The following is a 23,069-nucleotide window of genomic DNA, read 5'->3' as shown; positions in this document are numbered from 1 at the left end:
GCTGGCTCGAGGAACACGGCGCCCGCTACGACCTCTACCGCATCTACGACAACGAGTGGTGGCACTTCGAGCACCGCCCGGACAGCGGCGGCACGCCGCCAGCACGACGACCCCACCCCGGCGTGGGCCACGCAGGCGAGAACGGGGACCAGACATGGCCCAGGTCCACAGCGGCAGGCCCGTCATCTTCTCTCCGACATTCCTGAGAGCGGTCTGAAAACCGAGTCATCAGCGTGATCCTCACGGCGACGCCCGACCTCGACGCCGAGTTTCCCGCTGTGGCGGCACGCGAGTTCGGTTCTCACGACGCGCCACTGCTCTGCGCGACGCGGGCGACCTCTCCGGCGTCCCGTACGGCCCGCAGGTACCAGCCCAGGAGCGCGTCCAGCGCGCGGGCGCGGGCGGGCTCGCCCTCCTCGGCCAGGGCGCGCTCGCGGGCGTACTCCCGGATCAGGTCGTGGAAGGTGTAGCGGCCGGGCTCACTCTCCTCGATGAGGCGCGCGGCGGCGAGCCCGCACAGCAGACGATCGGTCTCGCCGGGGGTGGTGCCGGCCAGGGCGGCGGCGGCCTCGGGGGTGAACGTGGGCCCCGGGATGAGACCGAGCAGGCGGAACAGGCGCCGTGAGGGCGGATCCAGGCGGTGGTAGGACATGTCGAACGCGCCTCGCGTCGCCGGGTGCGGATCTCCACCGGCGGCCGGTACGGACAACCGGGTGGCGGCGAGCCTGCGGACCTGGCCGACGATGTCCCCGCCGGGGCGGCCGGCGATGTCGGCGGCCGCGACGCGCAGCGCCAGCGGCAGGTACCCGCAGGCCCTGGCCATCTCCAGCGCGACGTCCGGCGCGGCGGACAGGCGCTCGCTGCCGAGGATCCTGCCGAACAGGGTGACCGCCTCGTCCGAGGCCAGCACGCCGAGCGGAACCGGGACCGCGCCGTCCCTGGCGACGAGACCGGCCAGGTGGTCCCGGCTCGTGATCACGGCGGCGCAGCGCCGGCCGCCCGGCAGGAGGGGACGGACCTGCTCCACCCCGCGGGCGTTGTCCAGCACCACCAGGATTCGCCTGTCGGCGAGCAGGCTGCGGTAGGCCGCGCTGGCCTCCTCCACCGTGTCCGGCACCCGTTCCGGCGGTACGCCGAGCGCGCGCAGAAACCGTCCGAGCGCCTCGATCGGCCGCAGTGGCCGCTCCGGTGAGTGACCGTGCAGGTTGACGTAGAGCTGGCCGTCGGGGAAGCGGGCGCGGATCCGGTGCCCCCAGTGCACGGCCAGGGCCGTCTTCCCGACCCCGCCCGCACCGGTCACCACGGAGATCGACGCCGTTTCGCCGCGGGTCACGACCGAGTCCAGCACGCTCAGTTCGTCCGCGCGTCCGGTGAACTGCCCGGGCTCCGGCGGCAGCTGCGCGGGAACCGCCGTCGTCACCGCCTCCACCGAGGCGGAGAGGCCAGGCGTCCTGACCGCGCAGACGGCGCCGCGGAGGATCCGTTGATGGAGCTGCCGTAACTCGGGGCCGGGGTCCAGTCCCAGCTCGTCGACGAGGCGGCGGCGGGTGCGTTCGTAGCGTTCCAGGGCGTCCACCCTGCGCCCTGTCCGGCACAACGCCAGCATGAGCAGTCCCACCAGTCCCTCCCGGAAGGGATGCTCCGACACCAGTGCGATCAGCTCGGGAATCAGCACCGCGTCACGACCCGCCCGCGTCTCGACGTTCAGGCACTCCTCGATGACCGCCAGGCGTTCCTCCCTGAGGGTCTCCCGCAGCCGGTCCAGCAGTTCTCCGCCGGAGACGCCCGTCAGCGGCTCGCCCCGCCACAGAGCCATGGCGCGTCGCAGCCCGCTGGCCCTCGCCTCGTCCGTCTCCATGGCCCGCGCCCGGGCGACCGAAACCCGGAACTCGTGCAAGTCCACCTGCTCGGCCGCCAGCTTGAGCAGATAGCCCTGCGGCCCGTGCGCGATCGTGACGCCGGCTCTGGCCAGTGAGGGCCGCAGCCGCGACACGTAGCCCTGCACCAGACCTCGCGCCCCCGTCGGCGCACGCTCTCCCCACAGGCCCGTGATCAGCCGCTCCATCGACACGGTCCGGCCCGCCTCCAGCGCGAGCAACGCCAGCACCGCCCGCTGCCGCGGCGGTCCGATCGGGATCTCCTGGCGTCCACGCCATGCCTGGACCGCTCCAAGAAGCCCGATTCTCAGAACGGGCTCCAGGCATTCATCTGACATTTCGCTCTCCGTCTGTCACGTCGTTGTCACAGGCCGCCACGCGAGAGACACGAGATGTAGTCCAGCCGAAATACAGGCCAAATCAAGCCTTCATCCAGCATCCCTCGACAGCATGAACGCGATCTCTCCGAATTCGTTACAAATCGCCATTTGGCATGGCATCTCAAGAAAGGAGAAACCATGTCCTATCCGTATTGCGACGTGACGAAGGCGTTCGCCGACGCGGCCGGCAGACACCCGGACCGTCCGGCGATAGCGCACAACGGTCGCTCCCTCACCTACGCCGAACTCGACGCGTGGGTGCGCGCGACGGCTCGGCGGCTCGGCCCGCGTCCCGGAGTGGTGGGGGTGGTCACGTCACGGTCGGCGGCGACCGTGGCCTGCCTGCTCGGCACGCTGGCCGCCGGCGGCACGTACTGCCCCATCGACCCGGCCCACCCGGAGCCGAGGCGGCGGGCGCTGATGTCGGCGAGCGGATGCCGCCTGGTGATCGCCGCCGAGCCGGGCGCGTCCGTGCCGCCCGGAGTGCGCCCGGTGGACCTTCCCGACCGCGCGGAAGCCACCCGGAACGCCGGACCGGACAGGGCGGACAGCGCCCCCAGCAGCGCCTCCAGCAGGGTCGCCGGCAGCGCCCTCGACGCCGTGCCCGTCGCCGCGGACGACCCGGCGTACATCCTGTTCACCTCCGGCTCCACCGGAGAGCCGAAACCCGTGGTGACCCCGCGCGGAGCCGTCTCCACCGTGGTCGGCGCGCTGCGGGACCTGTTCGGCCTCACCCCCGCCGACCGCGTGCTGCAGTTCGCGTCGCTGAACTGGGACACCTGCTTCGAGGAGATCCTGCCCACGCTCACCGCGGGGGCGGCGCTGGTCTTCCACGACGACGCCTATTCGGGCTCCTTCCGGCGGATGCTGCGAATGATCGACGCCGAGCGGATCACCGTGCTGGACCTTCCCTCGGCGTTCTGGCACGAGCTGGTGCGCCACCTGGTGGAGGAGCGGGCCGCGCTGCCCGCGTCCCTGCGGCTGGTCGTCGTCGGCGGGGAGGCCGTGAACCCCGTACGACTGGCGGACTGGTGCGCGCTCGACACCGCCGCGATCCGCCTGGTCAACACCTACGGGTGCACGGAGACCACGCTCATCACCCACGCCGTCGACCTGCACGGCCCGCTCGCCGCCCGGCGAGCCGCGCCCTGGAGGGCGGGGGAGCGGGTGCCGATCGGACACGCCCTGCCCCACGTCCGGCAACACCTCGGCGAGGGGGGCGAGCTGCTCGTCGGCGGTCCGTCGCTGGCGCTGGGGTACCGGGGCAGGCCGGACGCGACCGCGGAACGGTTCGTCGAGATCGATCTCGGGGCCGGTCCCGAGCGCTACTTCCGCACCGGAGACCGGGTCGGCCGGACGCCTGACGGCGCGCTCGTCCACGAGGGCAGGCTCGACCACGAGCTCAAGGTGCGCGGCGTCCGGGTGGATCCGGCCGAGGTCGAGGCTCAGATCGCCGGCCACCCGCAGGTGGGCGCCGTGGCCGTGGCGGGCGCCGTCGTCGCCGACCACACGACGCTCGCGGCCTACATCGTGCCCCGCTCGCCCTCCGGCGTCGTGGCGCTGGCCGACGACGTCCTGTCCTACCTGCGCGACCGCGTCCCGAGCCATCTCGTTCCCAGCCGAATCACCGTCGTGCCCGAGCTCGTCTACACGGCCAGCGGAAAAGTCGACCGGGCGGGTTCGCATCGGAGATACGCATCCGCCGCCGTTTGAAAGGAGAACGTTCCATGAATGTGGACGCCGTATCGGACATCTTCCGGCGTGTACTGGAAAACGCCGAAGTCAGTGCGGATTCTGACTTCTTTGTCATGGGCGGGGACTCCCTGCTCGCCACCCGCGTCCTGAGCGCGATCGCGCGCGCCTGCGGCGTCGAGCTGGACTTCGACGACTTCGCGGACGCCCCGACCCCGGGCGCCCTCGCCAAGAAGATCGCGAGCATGGCATGAGCGTCGTCGTCGTGGGAGCGGGCCTGGCGGGGCTCACCGCCGCCGCAGACCTGGCGGCGCGCGGCGTCGAGGTCACCGTGCTCGAGGCGCGCGACCGGGTCGGAGGCCGCACGCACGGCATCGAGGTCGCGCCCGGCAGCTGGGTGGACGCGGGCGCTGCGTACCTGGGCGACCGGCACACCGCGCTGACCGCGCTGATGGCCGAGCTGGATCTGAAGACGACGCCGACCACCATGACCGGCGCCAGCCGGTTCGCGCTCGGCGACGACCAGGACGGGCACCGGACCAGGGCGGGCCGGTTCCCGCCGCTGTCCGCGGTCGCGCTGGGCGAGATGTTCGACGCGCTGGACGAGCTGACCCGCGGCCTGCGCGTGGACGCCCCCTGGCTGTCCGCCGACGCCGCGGCGCTGGACACGCGCACCGCGGCCGAATGGGCGCGGGAGCACCTGCGTCACCCGGACGCGCGGCTGTTCTTCCCGCTGTTCCTCGGGGAGATGATGGCCGCCGATCCGCAGGACGTGTCCGTCCTGCACATGGCCTTCTACCTCCGGTCGGGGGGCGGCGTCCGCTACCTGAACGCGTTCGCGGGCGGCGCGCAGGAGGACCGGATCGCCGGTGGCGCGCACCAGCTGTGTCAGCGGCTGGCCGCGGGGCTGGGCGGGCGGGTACGCCTCGGCGAGCCGGTGCGCGCGATCCGTCAGGACGACGACGGCGTGACCGTGGTGACCGCGACCGGATCGCTGCGGGCCCGCGCCGCGGTGGTCGCGGTGCCGCCGTCGCTCGCCGACGCGATCGACTACCGGCCCGGGTTGCCCGCGCCCCGCTCCACCGGGCGCACGGCGCCCGGCTGCGCGGTGAAGGTGCACCTGGTGTACCCGGCGCCGGTCTGGCGGGAGCACGGCCTGTCCGGCTGGTCGGTCAACGCGCGGGGACCCCTGCTGTCCACGGTGGACGACTCGCCGCAGGACGGCGCGGTGGGCGTGCTGACCGGGTTCGTGACCGGCAGGGAGGCGCACCGGTTCGCGGCGCTGCCCGTCGGCGAGCAGCGCGAGCGGGCGGTCGCCCAGGCCGCCCGGCTGTTCCCCGGGCTGCCGCGGCCGATCGGGTTCCACGCCACCGACTGGGTCAACGAGGACTACAGCAGGGGGTGCTACGCGGCGCTCTTCGGGCCGGGGGACTGGCTGCGGCTCGGCCCGCGGCTGGTGACCCCGCACCGGCGGGTGCACTGGGCCGGCACCGAGACGAGCACGGAGTTCTTCGGCCTGATGGAGGGCGCGATCCGATCGGGGCGCCGGGTGGCCGCGGAGATCGTCACAACGTACGGCGCGGAGATCGTCACAACGCACGGATGGAGGGACAACCATGTCTGACACCACTTCGATCGCGCCGCTGCCTGTCCGGCGGCGGCTGATGACCGAGCCGGAGCTCGGCGCGGGCAACTTCCTGGACCACGCCCTGGCGGCCAACCCCAACAGGGCGGTGCCGTTCGTCTACAGCCACCACAACGACCACCGCGGCCAGGTGGTGCTGCGCGGCCACAGCCTGGTCGACCTCGCGGCGCTGCGGGACCGTTACGCCACGTGGTACCGGGCCAACGGCGTACGCCCCGGCGAGCCGGTGGGCGTCGTGGTGGGCGAAGGCCTCGAGCCCCTGGTGCACTTCCTGGCGCTCACGGCGCTCGGCGCCGTCCCGGCGATGATCAACGACGCGATGCGGCCCGACGTCATGGTCCGCTACCTCGAGCACGTGGGCGCCGTCGGCATCGTCGCCGACGACTCGACCCGGCTGCAGGCGGCCTACCGCAACGACCCGCGGAACAGGCCCCGGTTCATCGCGCTGGCCGCCGAGGTGCGGGCCCACGACGCCGACTCCGCCTCGCTCCCGGACCAATACCCCTACCGGCACGCCCCGGACGACGTCGTGGCCTTGATCCACTCCTCCGGCACCACCGGCACGCCCAAGTCGACGATGCTCGGCCACCGGCAGTTCTGGGACGGCAAGCAGCCGCGCATGCTGCGCTTCCCCGCCGAGCCGTACGACAGGCTGATGTCGCTCATGCCGCACACCCACGCCGGCGGGCTCAGCTACTTCCTCACCGCGGTGCTGCTCGGACTGCCGACCGTGGTCATGTCCGACTGGCGGCGCGCGGTCGTGGAACCGGTCATGGAGGCCTTCCAGCCGACCATGGTGGCCTCGTTCCCGAGGACGTTCGTCGAGCTCGCCACCGGGGAGCTCCCGGTCAGGGGCGCGGCGAGGGTGCACTCCTGGTTCAACACCGGAGACAGCGCGCACTACGGGCACATCAGACGGCTGGTGCAGCTCGGCGAGCGGCCCGCCGGTCTGATCAAGTCATGGCTGCTCCCGAGCGGCGCCGCCGCAGACGGGCCGCTGCCCGGCTCCCAGTTCGTCGACGGCCTCGGCTCCTCGGAGATGGGGATGGCGCTCTTCGGCCAGGTGACCGCGCCGGAGACACCGCGCGACGACCGCTGCGTGGGAAAGGCGCAGGAGGCGGTGACCAGGGCCGCGGTGCTGGACGAGAACGGCGAGGAGGTGCCCGACGGCACCGTGGGCCTGCTGGCGGTGATCACCCCCTCCCGCACGCCGGGCTACTGGAACGATCCGCGGCTGACCAGCAGCTTCGAGCTCAACGGCTACTGGCTCACCGGCGACGTGGCCCGCAGGGACGGCGAGGGCAACTTCTACCACCTCGACCGGACCGTGGACGTCATCGACACCGCCGCCGGGCCGGTCTACAGCCTGCCCGTCGAGGAGATCCTCATCGCCGACTGCGCCGACCTCGTCCAGGACTGCTCGGTCGTCGGCGTCCCCGGGAGGGCGGGGGAGGGGCAGCGCCCGATCGCCGTGGTACGGCTGCAGGCAGACGCCCTGAACGCCACCGCCGACGACGTGCGGGAGAAGGCGAACAAGGCCCTCGCGGGCGCGGGGCTCGCCACGCTCGCCGAGGTGATCATCGCGCGGACCGACGAGGACCTCCCGCTCGGCCCCACCGGCAAGGTGCTCAAGCGCGAGCTACGCACCCGGCACGCGGCGCTGTTCACCGGATGAGCGACCAGACGAACGCCGACGCCTCCCGCAGGCCGTACGCCTACGCGCGCCGGCCGCTCGTGGAGCCCGACTGGCGACGGCTGCCCGGCTGGCGCGGCGTCAGCGACGCGCAGTGGCGCGACGCCCAGTGGCAGCGCGCCCACTGCGTGAAGAACGCCGGACAGCTGCGCGCGGTGATGGGCGGCCTGCTCCAGGAGTCCTTCTACGCCGACCTGGCCGTCGACGCGGAGCGGTTCGCGACCATGTCCATGCTGATCCCGCCGCAGCTGGTCAACGTGATGGCGCCGGACGCCGAGGGCGATCCCGCCTCCTTCACGGAGGCCTTCCTGGCCAATCCGGTCCGCCGGTACATGCTGCCGGTGGGCTCGGACCGTCACCCGGACTGGCCCAGCCACCCGCGCGCGCAACGCGACTCGCTGCACGAGGCGGAGATGTGGGCGGTCGAGGGGCTGACCCACCGCTACCCGACCAAGGTGCTGGCCGAACTGCTGTCCACCTGCCCGCAGTACTGCGGCCACTGCACCCGGATGGATCTGGTCGGCGCCTCGACCCCGCAGGTCGTCAAGGCCAGGCTCGCCCTCAAGCCGGTCGACCGGCAGGAGCTGATGCTGGACTACCTGAAGCGCACGCCCGGCGTGCGGGACGTGGTGGTCTCGGGCGGCGACGTGGCCAACGTGCCCTGGCCGCGGCTGGAGTCGTTCCTGCTGCGGCTGCTGGAACTGGAGTCCGTGCGGGACGTCCGCCTGGCCACCAAGGCGCTGGTCGGCCTGCCGCAGCACTGGCTCCAGCCCGACGTGACCGAAGGGGTGGCCAGGGTGGCCTCCGTCGCCCGCCGGCGCGGGGTGAACCTGGCCGTGCACACCCACGCCAACCACGTGCGGTCGGTGACGCCGCTGGTCGCCGAGGCGGCCAGGGCGCTGCTGGACGCCGGGGTGCGGGACGTGCGCAACCAGGGCGTGCTCCTGCGGGGGGTGAACACCACCCAGGGCGACCTGCTGGACCTGTGTTTCGCCCTGCAGGGCGAGGCCGGGATCCTGCCCTACTACCTCTACCTCTGCGACATGATCCCCAACGCCGAACACTGGCGGACCCCGGTCCACCAGGCGCAGCGGCTCCAGGAAGCGATCATGGGCTACCTGCCCGGCTACGCGACGCCGCGGATCGTGTGCGACGTGCCGTACGCCGGCAAGCGCTGGGTGCACCAGGTGGCCGAGTACGACCGGGAACGCGGCATCTCGTACTGGACCAGGAACCACGGGACCGGGTTCGAGCCCAACGAGCCGGTCGACCCGGAACGCCGCTTCCCCTTCTACGACCCGATCGACACCTTGCCCGAGTCGGGCCGCCGCTGGTGGGCCGACGGAGAGGGACGACCATGACCCCGATCCCAGAGACCTCACAGACCCCGCCGCCCCCCGCCGCCCCGAGCACGCTGCGCCGCATGTGCTGGATCTTCCCCGACCGGGAGTCGACCAGGACCGCCGCGATGTGGCGTCACTACTTCTGGGACATGTACGCCGAAGTGGCCGCGGAACTCGGCCTGAGCTGGACCAGGCACTCGCCCGACGCGGTGACGGTCGACAGCCTGGACCCCGGCAAACCGCGCGTCTACGTGGACGAGGAACCCGTCACCCCGGAGGACACGCTCTTCATCACCGCGCTGTACTCGCTGCCGTACCAGTCCATGGACGTGTTCAACCAGTACGCCCTGTACGCCGTGCTGGAGCAGGCCGGCTTCTACCTGCCGTTCCCGCCGGGCCTGTCGTCCGTCGCCAACGACAAGCTGGCCACGGTCCTGTACCTGAGGGACTCGCCCGTCCCCCCGATCCCCACCGTCCGCGTCGGCACCGGGCGGGACGTGGGCAAACACCTGTACGAGGTGGCGTTGGCGAACCTCACCTACCCGGCGATCGTCAAGCCCGCCGGATGGTGCGGCGGCGGCGGGGTCAACCTGGCCCGCGACGCCGAGGACGTCCGGGGAATGGCCAGCCTGGCACAGGGCGGCGACACCACCCTCGTGCTCCAGCCCTATCTGGGCGACGGCACGGTCGACTACCGGGTCTACGTCGTCGACGGCAAGCCGTACGCCGTCCTGAAGCGGACCCCCGAGGCCGGCTCACCGGTCGCCAACGCCAGCCGCGGCGGCGCGATGGACTTCCCGCCCGTCCCGCCCGAACTGGCGGAGGCGACGGCGTACTTCTATCGGAAACTGCCCATTCCGTTCTTCTGCGTCGACTTCCTGTTCGACGGCGAACGGTTCTGGTTCTCCGAGCTCGAGCCCGACGGCGTGATCGCCCCCGACTTCGGCGATCCGGCCAGGGCGCTCCAGCGGGACATCACCCGGGCGCGCTGGAACGCCTATCGGGACGCGCACACCCGGTGGCTGGCGAGAGACGCCGCCGACACGACCCTCTTCGAGAACCGGTGACGACATGACCGAATCGTTTTCGCTGCGCCCCGAGGCGGCCGAGCCGCGCCTGAGCGTCGTGCGGCGATCGCTGGAACGGCTGAGGAGCGTGCCCGAGCTCGCGCCGCGGTACGCGGGCCACGAGAAGGCGCTCACACTGGAGGACGTCGCCGACCTTCCCACGCTGGTGAAGGACGACCTGAACACGGCCCTGGCGCACCTGAGGCCGAAGGCGGAGCGCGGCGCCACCTGGCTCTTCCAGAGCGGCGGCAGCACCGGCGCGCCCAAGGTCGGACACGCCCCCACCGGGTTCTACATGGACGGCGTGTACGAGCAGTGGCGGCCGCTCGACCGGGACGACGTCTTCGTCAACGCGTGGGGCGCCGGTCGCATGTGGGGAGCCCACTTCCTGGCCGCCGCCTTCGCCGACCTGTCCGGCTGCGAGGTCATCGCGCTCGGCTCGGTCACCAGGGAGGAGTACGGCGACTGGCTGGCCTTCCTCGCCGCCAGGGGCGTGACCGCGTTCGGCGGCACGCCGAGCGTGCTGCGGCTGTGGTTCGCGCACGCGCGTGAGGCGGGGATCCGTCTTCCCACGCTGCGCAAGGTGCTCTGGCTCGGGGAGGCCTGGCACCCGCAGCTCGACGAGGACATCGCCGAGGTGGCGCCGGACGCGCGCCGCTGGGGCATGTTCGGAAGCACGGAGACCTGGGTCGTCGGCACCAACACCCCCCAGTGCCCGCCGGACGTCTTCCACCCGCTCCCGGAGCAGCTGGTGCACGTGGGCGCGGACGAGCTGCTGGACTTCACCACCCTCAACCCCGACACGCTCAACCCGGTGCTGCGGTACCGGACCGGCGACGCGGGCCGCTTCGTGACGTGCGACTGCGGCAGACAGGACAGGGCGCTGCGGATCCTGGGCCGCCGCGACTCGGTGGTGCAGGTGCGCGGGCTGGGACTGCACGTGGACGACATCGTCGCACGGGCCGAACAGGAGCCGGGGGTCTCGCGGGCGCAGATCCTGATCACGGAGCGGCGGGGCAGGGTCTCCACGGTGGAGGTGCTGCTGCTGACCGGCCAGGACGCGCCGCTGGACCTGGCCGAGCGGCTGCGCGGCGACCTCATGTCCTCGACGTTCACGATCAGCACGGCCTTCCAGCACGACCCGGGGTCGTTCAGGGTGACGGTCGCCGACTCGCTGATCACCAACGAGCGCACCGGCAAGACCGCCGCCTTCCTCGTCAGGGAAGAGACGTCCCCGCAGGAGGAGTCGTGAGGCCGCCGAAGTCCCTGGGCCGGGAGTTCAACCTGTTCTGGGGCGGTCAGACGGTGAGTCTCGTCGGGGACCGGATCACGGTGTTCGTGGTGCCCACCCTGATGATCTTCGCGCTGCACGCCTCGCCGTTCGAGGTGGGCGTCGTGGCCATGGCCCAGTACCTCGGCATCCCCCTGCTGGGGCCGGTCGCCGGAGTGCTGGTCGACCGATGGGACAAACGCCTGACCCTGCTGACGTGCGACGTCGTACGGCTGGCCGCGGTGGCGGCCATTCCGGTGGCCTACTGGTGCGGCGTGCTGTCGACGCCGCTGCTGTTCGTCTGCGTGGCGCTGGTCAGCGGAGCGACGATCTTCTTCAACGTCGGCTACCTCGTCGCCGTGCCCGCCACGGTCCCGGAGGACCGGCTGGTCCGGGCGTACTCGCGCCTGGAGGGCAGCAGCACGGTGTCCGAGGTGGCCGGGCCCTCGATCGCCGCGGGGCTGTACCACGCGCTCGGGGTGGCCGCGCTGCTCGTCGACGCGGCCAGCTACCTGATCTCCGCCGCCTGTTTCCGCCACATGCGCCCCTGGGGGAACAGGACGCCCCAGCAGGGGGCGGTGTGGTCGCGGCTGGCCCTGGGGTTCCGGCTGAACTGGGCCGACCCGGTCCTGCGCCGGGTGGTCGCGGCCGCCGTGATCCTGAACTCGGGCGGACCCGTCTTCGTCACGGTCCTGCCGGTGCTGGCCTACCAGGGCCTGGGCGTCTCGGTGGGCGTGTTCGGGGCGGCGATGTCGGCGGCGGCGGTCGGCGCGGTGCTCGGCGCGCTGGCCGCGCCCAGGATCAGCGACCGGCTCGGCCTCGGCCGGACCATGGCGTGGGCGCTCCTGCTCCACTGCCTGGTCGGCCTGGGCGTCCTCGCCGCGCCCACGCTGCCCGCCGCGCCCGTGATCGGCGTGACGTTCGCGTTCTACGGCTTCTTCATGTCGTGCATCAACGTCTGCGGCGCCCCGATCCGCCAGTCGCGGATGACCGCCGACAACCAGGGCGTCACGCACGCGGCGTTCCGCACCGTGACATGGGGGGTGATTCCGCTGGCCGCCCTCGTGGGCGGACTGGCGGTCACCCTGCTGACCGGCGAGCTGGGCGTGCTCGGCGCGGCCAAGGCGGTCATGGCCGGCGGCACGCTGCTGGCCGCGTTCTCGTTCCTGCCCGCGTCGGGGATCCAGCGGCTGCTCGACCGGGCGAGACGACAGGAGGAGCCGATGCTCTCGGGGAGCGCGTCATGACGGGGCGACGCCGGACGGTTCTGATCACGGGGACGTCGTCGGGCATCGGCCTGGCGGCCGCGGTCACCGCGGCGAAGGCGGGGTTCACCGTGGTGGCGACGATGCGCGACCCGGGCGGGGACCACGCTCTGCGCGAGGCGGCGGACCTGGCCGGGGTCACACTGGACGTCCGCCGTCTCGACGTCACCGACGCCGAGTCCGTCGCCTCGTGCGTCCAGGGCGTGCGGGACGAGCACGGGCGGCTGGACGCGGTGGTCAACAACGCCGGGATCTCCAACTGTGACCCCACGATGGAGATGTCGACCATGGAGGCCCTGCGGGCCAACCTGGAGGTGAACTTCTTCGGGGTCGTCGCCGTGAGCCGGGTCGCGATGCCGCTGCTGCGCGCCAGCCGGGGCCGCCTGCTGACCGTCGGCAGCGTGCACGGCGTCGTCGGCCAGCCCTTCAACGAGGCGTACGCGGCGGCGAAGTTCGCCGTCGAGGGCTTCATGGAGAGCCTGGCCCCGGTCGCGGCCGAGCACGGGGTGAGAGTGGGCGTGGTGGTGCCCGGCTTCGTGCCGGACACCCGGTTCGGCGTCTTCCCGGACGTCGACCGGGAGACCATCCGGGCCGCCTCCGGGCCGTACGCGCGGACGTTCACCGACTACCTCGACTGGGTGGCCGGCCAGGGCTGGGAGGGAGCGGGCCAGTCGAAGTGGGACGTGGCCGAGGTGGTCGTGCGGGCGCTGACCGCCGAGGATCCGCCGTTCCGGATCCCCACCGGCGACTGGGTGCGCGAGTACCTGGCGCGCAAGCTCGCCGACCCGGACGGCACGGCCGTCCAGACCCTGGCCAGGACCTGGGTCGCGGGCCGGGAACGGAGCGCGACATGAGCGTGAAGGCGGACCCGGCCCGGGCAGTGAACCCGGCGGCCGTGGCGGACCCGGTCTGCCGGTCGCTCGGCATCGCCCTGGAGGAGGTCGCCGCAGGGCGGGCACGGCTGCGGATGCGGATCTCCGAGGACATGCTGAACGGGCACGGCACCGCCCACGGCGGATATCTGTTCCTCCTCGCCGACGCCGCGTTCGCGTACGCCTGCAACGCCCACGGCCCGGTCGCGGTGGCGCAGAGCGCGCAGGTGACGTTCCTGCGCCCGGCCGCGGCCGGGGACGAACTGGTGGCCGAGGCGGTGGAACGCGCCCGGTACGGCAGGCACGGCGTCTACGACGTGACCGTGCGACGCCCCGCGGGCGAGATCGTCGCGGAGTTCCGCGGCCAGAGCGTGACGGTCTCCGGCAGGCCTGTGGAGACGGTCTCCGGCAGGCCGAGGGAGACGACGCGATGAACACGGCCGTCGCCGCCCACTGCCCGTACTGCGCCCTGCAGTGCGGGATGACGCTGACCCCGCGGGAGCCCGGGGCGCTGGTGGGCCCGCGGGACTTCCCGGTGAACGAGGGCGCGCTGTGCCAGAAGGGGTGGACGGCGGCATCGCTGCTCGACACCCCGGACCGGCTCAGGGAACCACTGGTACGCCGCCGCCGCGGGGAGCCGCTGCGCCCCGCGGGCTGGGACGAGGCCCTGGACCTGGTGGCGGGGCGGATCAGGGAACTGCAGGACAGGCACGGACCGGACGCGGTCGCCGTCTTCGGCGGCGGCGGGCTCACCAACGAGAAGGCCTACCTCCTGGGCAAGTTCGCCAGGGTCGCCCTGCGCACCTCGCAGATCGACTACAACGGCCGGTTCTGCATGTCGTCCGCCGCGGCAGCGGGGACCCGGGCCTTCGGCCTTGACCGGGGACTGCCGTTCCCGGTCACCGACCTTCGCGACGCGGACGTGATCATGCTGGTGGGGGCCAACGTCGCCGAGACGATGCCGCCGCTCGTGCGGCACCTGCGCCGGGCCCGCGACCGCGGCGGCCTCATCGTCGTGGACCCCCGGCGCACCGCCACCGCCGAGCAGGCGGCACTGCACCTGGCCCCCCGCCCCGGCACGGACCTGGCCCTGGCGCTCGGCATGCTGCACGCGGTCGTCGCCGGAGGCCACCTCCGGCGCGACTACGCCGACGCGCGGACCACGGGACTCGCGCAGGCGTGGCGGATCGCCGCCCGCTGGCGTCCCGAGGAGGCCGAACGGGTCACCGGGGTGGCCGGCGCCTGCCTGCGGGACGCCGTCGAGCTGCTGGCCGGAGCCCGCAACGCCTACCTCCTCACCGGGCGGGGGACCGAGCAGCACTCGTCCGGCGTGGACACCGTGTCGGGCTGGATCAACCTGGCCCTCGCCCTGGGCCTGCCGGGCCGGGCGGGATCCGGCTACGGATGCCTGACCGGCCAGGGCAACGGTCAGGGAGGCCGCGAACACGGGCAGAAGGCCGACCAGCTGCCCGGATACCGGCGCCTCGACGACGAGGCCGCGCGACGGCACGTGGCCGCCGTGTGGGGCGTCGCGCCAGAGGAGCTCCCCGCGGCGGGCCGGTCGGCGTACGAGCTGCTGGACGCGCTGGGGGCCGGCACGGGACCGCGGGCACTGCTGGTCTTCGGCAGCAATCCCGTGGTGTCGGCCCCCCGCGCCGGGCACGTCGCGCGCAGGCTGGCCGCCCTCGACCTGCTGGTGGTGGCCGACACCGTGCCGTCGGAGACCGCGCGGCTGGCCGACGTGGTGCTGCCCGTCACCCAGTGGGCCGAGGAGGACGGCACGATGACGAACCTGGAGGGGAGGGTGCTGCTGAGGCGGCGCGCGCTCTCACCGCCTCAGGGAACCCGCACGGACCTGACCGTCCTGCGGGAGCTGGCGGTACGCCTCGGCCAACCCGCCTCCCGCTTCCCCGACGACCCCGAGGAGGTGTTCGACGAGCTCGGGCGGGCCTCGGCCGGCGGCCCCGCGGACTACGCGGGGATCAGCCACCGGCGTCTGCGGGCAGGGGAGGTCCTGCACTGGCCGTGCCCCGACCGCCGCCATCCGGGGACGCCGCGCCTGTTCCTGGACCGCTTCGCGCACGCCGACGGGCGCGCGCGGTTCGTCCCGGTGGACCACCGGGGGCCCGCCGAGCGTCCCGATCCGGACTACCCCCTGATCGCGACGACCGGACGGATCCTCGCGCACTACCAGTCCGGCGCGCAGACCCGCCGGGTGGCCGACCTGCTCCGGGCGGCCCCCGCGGCGTACGTCGAGGTCCACCCGGACACGGCGCGGCGGGCCGGGCTGGCCGACGGCGACCGGGCCCGCGTCGTCTCCCGCCGCGGCACGGTCGAGGTCGAGGTGCGCTGCGTGCCGACGATCAGGCTGGACACCGTGTTCCTGCCGTTCCATTTTCCCGGCGACGAACGGGCCAACCTGATCAGCAACCCGGCGCTGGACCCGACCAGCGGGATGCCCGAGTTCAAGGCGTGCGCGGTCCGGCTGGCCCCGGCGAACGGAGAGCGCCCGTGAGGCCCCGCAGGGTGGTGATCGTGGGGTACGGCATGGCCGGAGCTCGCCTGGCCGAACAGGTCCGCGCACGTGACCCCGAGGGCGGCCGGGTCGCGCTCACCGTCGTGGGGGCCGAGCCCTGGCCCGCGTACAACCGGGTGCTGCTGTCCGGCGTGCTGGCCGGCACGATGACCGCGGCCGACATCGCCCTGCACGATCCGGCGTGGGCGCGCGGAAACCGGGTCCGGCTGCGCCTGGGCGCGCGGGCCGTCAGGCTGGACCGGGCGGCGCGCACGGTCCGGCTGGCGGACGGCGCCTCGATCGGTTACGACGCCCTGGTCCTGGCCACGGGCAGCAGGCCGTGGCTGCCGCCGGTCGAAGGGCTGGCCGACGACCGCGGCGAGCCCGCCGAGGGCGTGGCCACGCTGCGCGATCTGGACGACTGCCTGCGGATCGTGGACCAGGCCCGTCCCGGTGTGCCGGTGGCGGTGCTCGGCGGCGGGGTGCTCGGCGTGGAGACCGCGCTGGGACTGGCCCGGCGCGGTGCCGGGGTCACCCTGATCCACCCGGCGGACCACCTGATGGAGCGGCACCTGGACCGGACCGCCGGGATGATCCTGGCGGCCCTGTGCCGCGCCGCCGGGGTGCGGGCGGTGACCGGACGGGCCGCGGTCAGGTACTACCCCGGCGAGGGCGTCAAACTCGAGGACGGCGCGTTCGTTCCGGCGGCGGTGACGGTGGTGACCGCCGGTGTCAGGCCCGAGACCGGGCTGGCCGCCGACGCGGGCCTGGCGGTGGACGCCGGGATCGTGGTGGACGACCGGTTGCGCACCGCCGATCCGCTGATCCACGCCATCGGCGACTGCGCCCGGGCCGGGCGGGCGCCGCAGGGCCTGGTCCAGCCCGCGTGGGAACAGGCGGCGGTGCTGGCCGACCTGCTCACCGGAGCCGACGGCACGGCACGCTACCGGGCGGGCCCGGTGGTCACCCGGCTGCGCGCAGGCGACGTCGACCTCACCGCGTTCGGCGAGACACACCTGGAAGCCGACCTCACCGCACTCGGCGAGACACACCTGGAATCGGACAGCCCGCGGGCCGAGGTGCTCAGCTACGTCGACCCGGCCCGGGGGACGTACGCCAAGCTCGCGCTGGCCGACGACCGCGTGATCGGGGCGATCGTGCTCGGCCTGCCCGACGCCGCCGCGACGCTGACACAGCTCCACGACACGGGCGGGCCCGCGCCCGGCGACCGGCCGGCCCTGCTGTTCGGACGGGCGCTGCCGCAGGCGGTCGCGGACGACCCGGCCCGGCTGCCTGATTCGGCGACGGTCTGCCGCTGCAACTCGGTGACCAAGGCCGACCTGGTGCGCGCAGCCCGATCCGTGGGCGGCGACCTGGGCGCCCTGATGGGCGCGACCAGGGCCGCCACCGGATGCGGCGACTGCCTGCGGACGGTTCGACGCCTCGCGGAGCGGCTGGAAGACGACTCGGGGAACACGACCGAAGGGACGGGAACATGAGCGAGCGCCGACCGGCGACCCGGTGGACCGGACGCTGGATCGATCACTGGGATCCGGAGGACCCCGCCTTCTGGGCGGCCACCGGCCGCCGCGTCGCCACCCGGAACCTGATCTTCTCCATCGTCGTGGAGCATCTCGGCTTCACGGTGTGGCTGCTGTGGAGCGCGGTCGTCGTCCTCCTTCCCCGAGCGGGCTTCCCGTTCACCGTCGACCAGCTCTTCTGGCTCGTGGCGGTGCCGAACCTGGTCGGGGCCACGCTGCGCCTGCCGTACACATTCGCGGTCTCGGCCTTCGGCGGCCGCAACTGGAACGTGGCCAGCGCGCTGCTGCTGCTGGCTCCGGTGGGGCTGCTCGCCTGGATGGTCGCCGACGCCCGCACCCCGTACTGGATGTTCCTGGTCGCCGCGGCGACGGCCGGCCTCGGCGGCGGGAACTTCGCCTCCTCCATGGCCAACGTCTCCTACTTCTATCCGGAGCGGCGCAAGGGGTTCGCGCTGGGCGTGAACGCGGCCGGCGGCAACCTGGGGGTGGCCGTCGTGCAGCTGGCGGTCCCGCTCGTGGCGGTCTCCGGTCTGGCGAACGCCGGCCTGGTGTGGATCGCGCCGATCGTGGCGGCCGCGGTCTGCGCGTACCTCTTCATGGACAACCTGGCTGTGGCGAAGACCGATTTCGGCACACAGAGCAGGGCGTTCCGCCGCAGGCACACCTGGGTCATGTCCTTTCTCTACATCGGCACCTTCGGCTCCTTCATCGGCTACTCCGCGGCGTTCCCGCTGCTCGTCAACGCGACGTTCCCCGAGTCCAGGGCCGCGTACGTCACCTTCCTGGGAGCTCTGGCGGGCTCGCTGGCGCGACCGGTCGGCGGGTGGCTGGCCGACCGGTGGGGCGGGGCCAGGGTCACCGCGTGGTCCTTCGCGACCATGGCGGCAGGCGTCCTCGGCGTCCTGGCCGGGCTGGGGCGGCACAGTTTCCCGCTCTTCCTGGGCGCGTTCGCGCTGCTGTTCGTCGCCTCGGGGACGGGCAACGGCTCCACCTACCGGATGATCCCCGCGATCTTCGCCGCCCAGGCGGAACAGGAGGAGGCCGGCGGGGCGACGCGGGCGGACGCCCGGCTGCGTGCGAAGCGGGAGGCCGCGGCGGCCATCGGCATCGCCTCGGCGATCGGCGCGTTCGGCGGCTTCCTCATCCCGCGCGGCTTCGCCGTGTCCCTCGGACGGACCGGGTCCGTCGACCTCGCGCTGTATGCGTTCCTCGGCGCCTACGGCGTGTTCCTGGCGACCAACTGGTGGTTCTACCGCCGCCGGGTGTTGCTGACCAGGATCCCCAGCCTGGCCCACGGCCGGATCTGACGTCGCCTCGGCCCGGCGTCTCATCAACCAAACCGGACCCATCAATCAGACAGGGAGGGCACATGCCCGCCAAACCACTGCGAGACCTGGTCGACTTCGCCCGGCGGAACTCGCCGTTCTACGCGGAGCTGTACCGTGACGTGCCCCAGGACGTCTCGGACCTCGCTCAGCTGCCGATCATCGACCAGAAGGCCTTCTGGGACGCGAACGCCTGGCCGGACAACCGGTTGCTGACCGGACCGCTGAGCGACGCCGGGGTGTACACCTCCGGCGGCACCACCGGCGCGCCGAAGTTCTCCCCGTGGACCCGCGTCGAGCACGCCGACTCGGTGACCGCGTTCGGGGCGGGCATGGTCCGGGCCGGCCTGAGGCCGGGGCACCGGGTGGCGAACCTCTTCTTCGCCGGCGAGCTGTACGGAGGTTTCCTCTACATCGAGAACGCCCTGCACCACGCGCCGGTGGAGAACGTGCGGCTGCCCGTCGGGGGCGCCGCGTCGGACGAGTACGTCGCCGACCTGATCGCGAGCTTCGGCGTCAACGTGCTGGCGGGCGAGCCGATGAGGCTCGGCAAGGTGGCCGACGCGGTGAGCGCCCGGGGGCGGACGGCCGACTCGGTGGAGTTGCTGCTGTTCGGCGGAGACCTCCTCTTCGACGACCTGAGACCGCGGCTCGCCAGGGCGTTTCCCGGCGCCGCGATCGCCTCGCTCGGGTACGCCTCCGTGGACGCCGGACTGGTCGGCGCCCCGGTGCCGGGCGACGACGTGCGGGTGCACGAGGCCTTCCCCGACCGGACGCTGGTCGAGCTGGTCGACGACGCGACCGGCGAGCCGATCACCGTGCCCGGCGTGCCCGGACGCCTGGTGGTCACCAACCTGTTCCGGACCCTGATGCCGATCATCCGGTATCCGGTCGGCGACCGGGCCGAGTGGGTGGACGCCGGGTGCCGGCGGTTCCGGCTGGTCGGCAGGACGACCGAGGGCGCCAGGGTGGAGACGGTGACGATGCGGACCGAGGACATCCGCGCGGTGCTCATCTCGGCGGACGAGGACCGGGTCATGTCCGGGATGCAGATGGTGCAGCGCCGCTGGGACGGCAAGGACGGCCTGCTGCTGCGGCTGGCCTACGTCGAGGAACCCCCGGAGGACCTGGCCCGCAGGTTCGTCGACGCCGTGTACGCGGCCCGCCCGCTGTATCCCGAGTCCGTGGCCCAGGGGCTCATCCACCCCCTGGCCGTCGAATGGGTGCGCCCGTCGGAGCTGGTGACCCATCCGCGCACCGGCAAGCTGGTGCAGGTGGTGGACGAACGCTCGCACTCCTGACCCTGCCCGGCCGGAAGGCTTCCGTCGGCGGGGAAGGGGCCGCCGAGGAGGCTTTCGCCGGCCGGGAGGGGCCGCCCGGGGAGGGCGAGGGGCACGCCCGGGACGGCCGACGGGGGTGACGGGCCGGGAACCGGATAGCCTCGCAGGGTGAACGGTGTCTCCCGCCCCCGTCGTCCGTCGGCGCGCGCCGACGCGCGCCCCTGCCCCTGCGGGCTGCCCGCCGCCTACGGCGAGTGCTGCGGCCGCTTCCACGGCGGACAGGCCGCGCCGACCGCGGAGGCGCTCATGCGCTCGCGCTTCGCCGCGTTCGCGGTCGAGGACGAGGCCTACCTGCTGCGCACCTGGCATCCCACCACCCGCCCCGCACGCGTCGAGTTCGAGCGGGGCACGCGGTGGACCGGGCTGGAGATCGAGGACGTCTCCGGCGGGAGCCCCTTCCACACCGAGGGCGTCGTCGCCTTCCGCGCCCACTACGCCCACCGGGGGCAGCCCGGCGAGCTGCGTGAGCGGAGCCGGTTCACCCGGCACGAAGGCGCCTGGGTCTATCTGGACGGCGTCGTCACGAGCTGATCGGACGCCTCCCGCCCACCCGCCGGCGCCGGCGGAACAGGGTGGCGCGTTTCCGGCGCGCGGGGCGGGCCCGCGCACGGTCGACGTGCGGGTGTGCTCGCCCGGCCCCGTAAAGGCGACCGCTGTTTCGGGTAAAACTCCCGACACATCCCCGGTATTCAAAAAACAGCCGCCGGAGTTCGGGCATATCTCAAAGGATGGGGCAGGCTACGCCAATCGGGGGTGGCGGGTATGTCGGACCATCCGTTCGAGGACCGGCAGGACGCGGGGCGTGCCCTCGCAGGTCACCTGGAACGCTACCGGGGCAGGCGGGACGTCGTCGTGGTCGGGCTTCCCCGGGGCGGGGTTCCCGTGGCGTACGAGGTCGCCACGGCGCTTCGCGTCCCGTTGGACGTCTTCCTGGTTCGCAAACTGGGTGTTCCCGGCAGGGAGGAACTCGCGATGGGGGCGATCGCGGGCGGCGGGGTGGTCGTGCTCAACGAGGACGTCGTCCGGGGGCTGGGCATCTCGCAGCGGACGATCCAGGAGGCGGCCGAGCGTGAGAGGCGCGAGCTTCTCAGGCGGGAGGAGGTCTACCGGGAGGGACGTCCCGCGCTGGAGCTCACCGGCAGGACCGTCATCGTGGTCGACGACGGGCTGGCGACGGGCGCGAGCATGCGCGCGGCCGTCAAGGCCCTGCGCCGTCACCGGACCGCCGCGATCGTCGTGGCGGTTCCCACCGCGCCCGCGTCGACCTGCCGTGAGCTTCGCGCCGAGGCGGACGAGACGGTCTGCGTCGTCACGCCGTCCCCCTTCCTGGCCGTCGGGCTGTCCTACTGGGATTTCGCCCAGACGACCGACAGGGAGGTACGGGATCTTCTCCGCCGTGCCGCGCGCGTGTCCACAGGAGCGGTTCGACCGTCCTGACCTCGTGGGCGAGGGGGACGGTCCTCAGCCGAGGGGGAGGCGATGAACGCCGTTCGGATGAACCTGGAGCGCCTGGAGATCCCGGCCGCGGACGTCGTCCTGGAGGCCGACGTCGTGGTGCCGCGTCCCGCGGGCGGGGTGGTGCTTTTCGCGCACGGCAGCGGCAGCAGCAGGCACAGTCCGCGCAACCGGCACGTCGCGGGCGAGCTCCAGAGGGCGGGTCTGGCCACGGTGCTCGTCGACCTGCTCACGCCGTCCGAGGAGCGGGTCGACCTCCGGACGGCCGAGTTCCGCTTCGACATCGGCAGGCTGGCCGTACGGCTGGCGGGGCTGGCCCGATGGCTGGTGAGGCACGAGCCCACGGCGGGTCTGCGCGTCGGGCTCTTCGGGGCCAGCACGGGGGCGGCCGCCGCGCTCGTCGCGGCCGCGGCCAGGCCCGCCGTCGTCAAGGCGGTCGTCTCCCGTGGCGGGCGTCCCGACCTCGCGGGCGAGGCGCTCAGCTCGGTCCGCGCGCCCACGCTGCTGGTCGTCGGGGAGTGCGACCCCGTCGTCGTCGCGCTCAACCGTGAGGCGATGGGGAGGCTGCCGGGGGAGACGCGCCTGGAGGTCGTCCCGGGAGCCTCCCACCTCTTCGAGGAGCCGGGCGCGCTGGAGGAGGTGGCCCGGCTGGCCGCGGAGTGGTTCCTGCGCCATCTGCCGCGGACGCGGGACGGGGAGGACGACGCGGATCGGTGAGGGGAGGGGCGAAGCCGTCCCTTCCGGAGAGCCGGCGCGGGACGCGGCCGAGGCCCCGCGCCCCGCGCCCCGCGACGAGGCGGTGACGCCGGTTCGGGCGGGAGGCCGGGCGGAGCGTCGGGCGGGACGCCTCGGGGGAGAGGCGGCCGCGGGTGCAGGTGGGGGTTCAGGCGGGAAAGGTGGAGGTGGCCAGGCCGCCGAAGTCCAGGACCTGTGCGGTGCCGTTGACGCCCCTGGACGCCGGCGAGGCCAGGTAGAGGATCGAGCGGGCGACGTCCTCGGGACGCAGCACCGGACAGTCCAGCTCGTCGAAGGCGTCGCCCAGGTCGCCCCTGGCCATGGGGGTGTCGACGATGCTCGGGCAGACGCAGTTCACCCGGATGCCGTCCGGCTGGAAGTCCACCGCCAGCGCCTTGGTGAGCATCAGGACGCCGCCCTTGGAGGCGCAGTAGGCGGCCATGCCGGGGGCGGCGACGAAGCTGGAGTCGGAGGCGACGAACACGATCGAGGGGGCCGTGCTCGCGGCGAGCGCGGGCGCGGCGTGCTTGGCCAGCAGGAACTGTCCGGTGAGGTTGACCTCCACGGTCCTGGCGAAGTCGGCCTGGTCGATCTCCCGCGCGTTCTTCCCCATGGGGCCCGAGATGCCCGCGCATCCGACGGCGACGTCCAGCCTCGGCGGGACCGCGGAGCGTACGGCCTCCTCGTCGGTCACGTCTCCCTGCACCCAGGCGACGTCCAGGTCCGCGGGTTTCCGCGCACGGTCGAGGACGGTCACCACGGCGCCCTCCGCGAGAAAGGCGTCAACGGTGGCGCGGCCTATCCCGCTGGCCCCACCGGTGACCAGGACCGAACGGCCGGACAGTCCGAGATCCATCACGGGCTCCTCGTCGTGAGATGGAACGTCAGATGGCTCCGTACGGCTGACGGGAAACCGAATGACGAGCAATTCATTTGCTTCCGTACGATAAGGGGAACGAGGGGGTGGCACAAGGCGGAGTGCGGTCGCGGAGCCTTGGTCACATGCTGTTTCACGAGAAAACCTTTCGGTGAAACACCTTGCTCCCCGGTATGC

General features: G+C 73.0%; 19 protein-coding genes and 2 pseudogenes. 19 read left to right on the top strand and 2 right to left on the bottom strand.

Annotated features, from left to right (window positions below):
• Together PKF00_RS11535 and PKF00_RS11530 are read left to right on the top strand one after the other, a co-directional pair.
• Positions 1-206, top strand: a pseudogene (locus PKF00_RS11535) (hypothetical protein); the annotation flags it as partial.
• An 18-nt stretch (positions 207-224) separates the two neighbouring features.
• Positions 225-344, top strand: a pseudogene (locus PKF00_RS11530) (chorismate mutase); the annotation flags it as partial.
• Here PKF00_RS11530 and PKF00_RS11525 read toward each other — a convergent pair.
• Positions 302-2,215: an AfsR/SARP family transcriptional regulator gene (locus PKF00_RS11525; protein ID WP_271217427.1), complete on the bottom strand. Its 1,914-nt coding sequence runs from the start codon at positions 2,213-2,215 to the stop codon at positions 302-304. The pseudogene PKF00_RS11530 and the gene PKF00_RS11525 sit on opposite strands and share 43 nt — an antisense overlap.
• Positions 2,216-2,395: 180 nt before the next feature.
• Between PKF00_RS11525 and PKF00_RS11520 the strand changes: the two genes are divergently transcribed.
• The 17 genes from PKF00_RS11520 (at position 2,396) to PKF00_RS11440 (ending at position 21,997) form a co-directional block, all read left to right on the top strand.
• Positions 2,396-3,970, top strand: a complete 1,575-nt coding sequence (locus PKF00_RS11520; protein ID WP_271217426.1) for an AMP-binding protein — start codon at positions 2,396-2,398, stop codon at positions 3,968-3,970.
• A gap of 14 nt (positions 3,971-3,984) precedes the next feature.
• On the top strand, positions 3,985-4,203 hold the full coding sequence (locus PKF00_RS11515) for an acyl carrier protein (protein WP_271217425.1): 219 nt from the start codon (positions 3,985-3,987) through the stop codon (positions 4,201-4,203).
• Positions 4,200-5,573 (top strand): flavin monoamine oxidase family protein, encoded by a 1,374-nt coding sequence (locus PKF00_RS11510; protein WP_271217424.1) that lies wholly within the window; start codon positions 4,200-4,202, stop codon positions 5,571-5,573. The genes PKF00_RS11515 and PKF00_RS11510 overlap by 4 nt, the downstream gene beginning before the upstream one ends.
• Positions 5,566-7,269, top strand: coding sequence for a class I adenylate-forming enzyme family protein (locus tag PKF00_RS11505; protein ID WP_271217423.1), 1,704 nt, complete (start codon positions 5,566-5,568; stop codon positions 7,267-7,269). The genes PKF00_RS11510 and PKF00_RS11505 overlap by 8 nt, the downstream gene beginning before the upstream one ends.
• Entirely contained in the window at positions 7,266-8,648 is a 1,383-nt protein-coding gene (locus PKF00_RS11500; protein ID WP_271217422.1) for a KamA family radical SAM protein, read from the top strand. Before PKF00_RS11505 ends, PKF00_RS11500 begins: the two co-directional genes overlap by 4 nt.
• Complete coding sequence (locus PKF00_RS11495; protein WP_271217421.1) at positions 8,645-9,697, top strand: ATP-grasp domain-containing protein; 1,053 nt, start codon at positions 8,645-8,647, stop codon at positions 9,695-9,697. The genes PKF00_RS11500 and PKF00_RS11495 overlap by 4 nt, the downstream gene beginning before the upstream one ends.
• A gap of 4 nt (positions 9,698-9,701) precedes the next feature.
• On the top strand, positions 9,702-10,949 hold the full coding sequence (locus PKF00_RS11490) for an AMP-binding protein (RefSeq protein ID WP_271217420.1): 1,248 nt from the start codon (positions 9,702-9,704) through the stop codon (positions 10,947-10,949).
• A complete protein-coding gene (locus tag PKF00_RS11485) occupies positions 10,946-12,214 on the top strand; it encodes an MFS transporter (protein ID WP_271217419.1) in 1,269 nt (422 codons plus the stop codon). The genes PKF00_RS11490 and PKF00_RS11485 overlap by 4 nt, the downstream gene beginning before the upstream one ends.
• Complete coding sequence (locus PKF00_RS11480; RefSeq protein WP_271217418.1) at positions 12,211-13,086, top strand: SDR family NAD(P)-dependent oxidoreductase; 876 nt, start codon at positions 12,211-12,213, stop codon at positions 13,084-13,086. Before PKF00_RS11485 ends, PKF00_RS11480 begins: the two co-directional genes overlap by 4 nt.
• Positions 13,083-13,538, top strand: coding sequence for a hydroxyphenylacetyl-CoA thioesterase PaaI (gene paaI / locus PKF00_RS11475; RefSeq protein ID WP_271217417.1), 456 nt, complete (start codon positions 13,083-13,085; stop codon positions 13,536-13,538). Before PKF00_RS11480 ends, paaI begins: the two co-directional genes overlap by 4 nt.
• On the top strand, positions 13,535-15,619 hold the full coding sequence (locus PKF00_RS11470; protein ID WP_271217416.1) for a molybdopterin oxidoreductase family protein: 2,085 nt from the start codon (positions 13,535-13,537) through the stop codon (positions 15,617-15,619). The genes paaI and PKF00_RS11470 overlap by 4 nt, the downstream gene beginning before the upstream one ends.
• Positions 15,616-17,118 carry an FAD-dependent oxidoreductase gene (locus PKF00_RS11465; protein WP_271217415.1) on the top strand — a complete coding sequence of 501 codons (1,503 nt, stop codon included), beginning with the start codon at positions 15,616-15,618 and terminating at the stop codon, positions 17,116-17,118. Before PKF00_RS11470 ends, PKF00_RS11465 begins: the two co-directional genes overlap by 4 nt.
• Positions 17,115-18,467, top strand: coding sequence for an MFS transporter (locus tag PKF00_RS11460; RefSeq protein ID WP_271217414.1), 1,353 nt, complete (start codon positions 17,115-17,117; stop codon positions 18,465-18,467). The genes PKF00_RS11465 and PKF00_RS11460 overlap by 4 nt, the downstream gene beginning before the upstream one ends.
• Before the next feature lie 62 nt (positions 18,468-18,529).
• Positions 18,530-19,786 (top strand): phenylacetate--CoA ligase family protein, encoded by a 1,257-nt coding sequence (locus PKF00_RS11455; RefSeq protein ID WP_271217413.1) that lies wholly within the window; start codon positions 18,530-18,532, stop codon positions 19,784-19,786.
• 147 nt (positions 19,787-19,933) lie between these two features.
• Positions 19,934-20,356 carry a YchJ family protein gene (locus PKF00_RS11450; RefSeq protein WP_271217412.1) on the top strand — a complete coding sequence of 141 codons (423 nt, stop codon included), beginning with the start codon at positions 19,934-19,936 and terminating at the stop codon, positions 20,354-20,356.
• A gap of 231 nt (positions 20,357-20,587) precedes the next feature.
• Positions 20,588-21,262 carry a phosphoribosyltransferase gene (locus PKF00_RS11445; protein WP_271217411.1) on the top strand — a complete coding sequence of 225 codons (675 nt, stop codon included), beginning with the start codon at positions 20,588-20,590 and terminating at the stop codon, positions 21,260-21,262.
• Between the two features lie 42 nt (positions 21,263-21,304).
• Complete coding sequence (locus PKF00_RS11440; protein WP_271217410.1) at positions 21,305-21,997, top strand: dienelactone hydrolase family protein; 693 nt, start codon at positions 21,305-21,307, stop codon at positions 21,995-21,997.
• A 166-nt stretch (positions 21,998-22,163) separates the two neighbouring features.
• On the opposite strand, the gene PKF00_RS11435 is transcribed toward PKF00_RS11440, so the two are convergent.
• On the bottom strand, positions 22,164-22,871 hold the full coding sequence (locus PKF00_RS11435) for an SDR family NAD(P)-dependent oxidoreductase (RefSeq protein ID WP_271217409.1): 708 nt from the start codon (positions 22,869-22,871) through the stop codon (positions 22,164-22,166).
• Positions 22,872-23,069 lie beyond the last annotated feature (198 nt).

The sequence above is a fragment of the Streptosporangium carneum genome (assembly GCF_027922005.1).
GTDB lineage: Bacteria > Actinomycetota > Actinomycetes > Streptosporangiales > Streptosporangiaceae > Streptosporangium > Streptosporangium carneum.
This window is presented reverse-complemented; position numbering and strand designations above follow the sequence as displayed.

Excerpts from the sequence above, each read along its gene's own strand:
- PKF00_RS11525 (WP_271217427.1), bottom strand. The coding sequence starts at position 2,215 with ATGTCAGATGAATGCCTGGAGCCCGTTCTGAGAATCGGGCTTCTTGGA.
- PKF00_RS11520 (WP_271217426.1), top strand. The coding sequence starts at position 2,396 with ATGTCCTATCCGTATTGCGACGTGACGAAGGCGTTCGCCGACGCGGCC.
- PKF00_RS11515 (WP_271217425.1), top strand. The coding sequence starts at position 3,985 with ATGAATGTGGACGCCGTATCGGACATCTTCCGGCGTGTACTGGAAAAC.
- PKF00_RS11510 (WP_271217424.1), top strand. The coding sequence starts at position 4,200 with ATGAGCGTCGTCGTCGTGGGAGCGGGCCTGGCGGGGCTCACCGCCGCC.
- PKF00_RS11505 (WP_271217423.1), top strand. The coding sequence starts at position 5,566 with ATGTCTGACACCACTTCGATCGCGCCGCTGCCTGTCCGGCGGCGGCTG.
- PKF00_RS11500 (WP_271217422.1), top strand. The coding sequence starts at position 7,266 with ATGAGCGACCAGACGAACGCCGACGCCTCCCGCAGGCCGTACGCCTAC.
- PKF00_RS11495 (WP_271217421.1), top strand. The coding sequence starts at position 8,645 with ATGACCCCGATCCCAGAGACCTCACAGACCCCGCCGCCCCCCGCCGCC.
- PKF00_RS11490 (WP_271217420.1), top strand. The coding sequence starts at position 9,702 with ATGACCGAATCGTTTTCGCTGCGCCCCGAGGCGGCCGAGCCGCGCCTG.
- PKF00_RS11480 (WP_271217418.1), top strand. The coding sequence starts at position 12,211 with ATGACGGGGCGACGCCGGACGGTTCTGATCACGGGGACGTCGTCGGGC.
- paaI (WP_271217417.1), top strand. The coding sequence starts at position 13,083 with ATGAGCGTGAAGGCGGACCCGGCCCGGGCAGTGAACCCGGCGGCCGTG.
- PKF00_RS11470 (WP_271217416.1), top strand. The coding sequence starts at position 13,535 with ATGAACACGGCCGTCGCCGCCCACTGCCCGTACTGCGCCCTGCAGTGC.
- PKF00_RS11460 (WP_271217414.1), top strand. The coding sequence starts at position 17,115 with ATGAGCGAGCGCCGACCGGCGACCCGGTGGACCGGACGCTGGATCGAT.
- PKF00_RS11455 (WP_271217413.1), top strand. The coding sequence starts at position 18,530 with ATGCCCGCCAAACCACTGCGAGACCTGGTCGACTTCGCCCGGCGGAAC.
- PKF00_RS11445 (WP_271217411.1), top strand. The coding sequence starts at position 20,588 with ATGTCGGACCATCCGTTCGAGGACCGGCAGGACGCGGGGCGTGCCCTC.
- PKF00_RS11440 (WP_271217410.1), top strand. The coding sequence starts at position 21,305 with ATGAACGCCGTTCGGATGAACCTGGAGCGCCTGGAGATCCCGGCCGCG.
- PKF00_RS11435 (WP_271217409.1), bottom strand. The coding sequence starts at position 22,871 with ATGGATCTCGGACTGTCCGGCCGTTCGGTCCTGGTCACCGGTGGGGCC.